This window comes from Streptomyces sp. WAC05292 (assembly GCF_003949955.1).
In the GTDB taxonomy this organism is placed as follows: domain Bacteria; phylum Actinomycetota; class Actinomycetes; order Streptomycetales; family Streptomycetaceae; genus Streptomyces; species Streptomyces globosus.
In genome coordinates this window covers 1-1,552 of record NZ_RPSE01000694.1, presented here as the reverse complement: position 1 = coordinate 1,552, position 1,552 = coordinate 1, and the positions used below count along the sequence as shown (strand labels likewise).

Annotated in this window: 1 protein-coding gene; it reads right to left on the bottom strand. The window is 80.3% G+C overall.

All coding sequences use genetic code 11. From position 1 onward, the window contains the following. The coding region (locus EF903_RS32440; protein ID WP_185902943.1) for a BTAD domain-containing putative transcriptional regulator at window positions 1-1,520 on the bottom strand (1,520 nt) is incomplete at its 3' end. Between the last annotated feature and the right edge of the window lie 32 nt (window positions 1,521-1,552).

Below are 1,552 nucleotides of genomic sequence, written 5' to 3'. Positions count from 1 at the left end.
GCCTCACCGCCCGCCTCCGGGCCGGCCGCGGGCCCGAACCCGTCGGGCGCGGCGACCGTCGCACGCAGCATGCGCAGGGCCGCGGGGGCGAGGGTCGCGCAGCGGCGCCGGAAGGCGTCTTCGACGGACCGGCCGCCGGCCCGGAGGCGGGCGGTGAGGCCTGCCCCGTCCGGGGAGGCGAGGGCGGCCGCCGTCAGGGCCGGTTCCTGCCGCAGCCGGGTCCCGGCGAGGTGGAGGGCGAGCGGCAGACCGGCGCACTGGCGGACGAGGTCCCGGACGGCGTCCGGCTCCGCGCGCACCCTCCGCTCGCCTGCGGCCGCGGCGAGGACAAGGAGGGCCGTGTCGTCGTCGAGTTCGGGGACGTCGACGAGCCGGGCGCCGGGGACGACGAGGCCGCGCCCGGGCGCGGTGACGAGCGCCGCGCACCCCGGGGCGGCGGGCAGCAGGGGCAGCAGTCCGGCGGTGTCGGGGGCGTCGTCGAGGAGGACGAGGACGCGACGGCCCGCGAGGAGGGAGCGGTAGAGCGCCGCGCGCGCCTCGATGCCGCCGGGCAGGGCCGGTTCGGGCACGCCGAGGGTGCCCAGCAGTCCGGCGAGGGCGCGGGCGCTGCCGGCGCCGAGGTCGGCGCGGAGCACCCCGTCCGGGAAGCGGTGCCGGGAGAGGGCGGCCGCCCGGTCCGCGAGGGCCGTCTTCCCGATGCCGGGCATGCCGGTGAGTACGGCGACGGGGACACCGGAACCGGTGCCCGCCAGCACCTCGCCGAGCAGGGCGAGCTCCGCCGCCCGGCCGGCGAAGCACCCGTCGGCCGATCCGGGCCCGGCGGCCGGCCGGTCAGCGCCGTACGGCACCGCGGGCGCGTCCGGCCCGTCCGGCCCGTCCGGCCCGTCCGGCGCGGGCAGGCCGGGGCCGCAGCCGCAGGCCTGTGCGTCGCCCCGCGCCCCGGCTCCCGAGGGCGCAGCAGGTCGAGCCGCTTCCCTCGGCGGCGTGGCCGCGGGCGCGGGTGCGGCGCGCGTGGTGAGGCGGCGGTGGAGGGCGGTGAGCTCGGGGCCGGGCCCGGTGCCGAGTTCGCGGGAGAGGGTGTCGCAGGTCGCCCCGTACACGGCGAGCGCCTCCCCGGAGCGGCCCGCCCGGTGCAGGGCGAGCATGAGGAGCGCCTGGGCGCGTTCGCGCAGGGGGTGTTCGGCGGCGAAGGCGCGCAGGTCGGCGACGGCCGCGGTGTCCCGGTCCAGGCCCAGTTCCAGGGCTCCGTGGAAGTGGTCCTCCCGGGCGGTCAGCCACATCTCGGTGAGCCGGTCGCGCTGGGTCTCGGCGTGCGGGCCGGGCAGTCCGGCGAGCGGGGTGCCCGCCCACAGCCCGAGCGCCTCGCCGAGCGTGCGGTACGCGTCCCCGGTCGCGCCGGCCGTGCGCAGCCGGGCTGCCTCCGCGATGCCGCGTTCGAACTCGGCGATGTCGCCGGCCCCCTCGGGCAGTGCGCCGCGGCGCAGCAGGCGCCGCAGCGCCTCGTCGATCTCATGGATCATGGGAAGTGGTGTCCTCGGTACGGGCGCGTCCC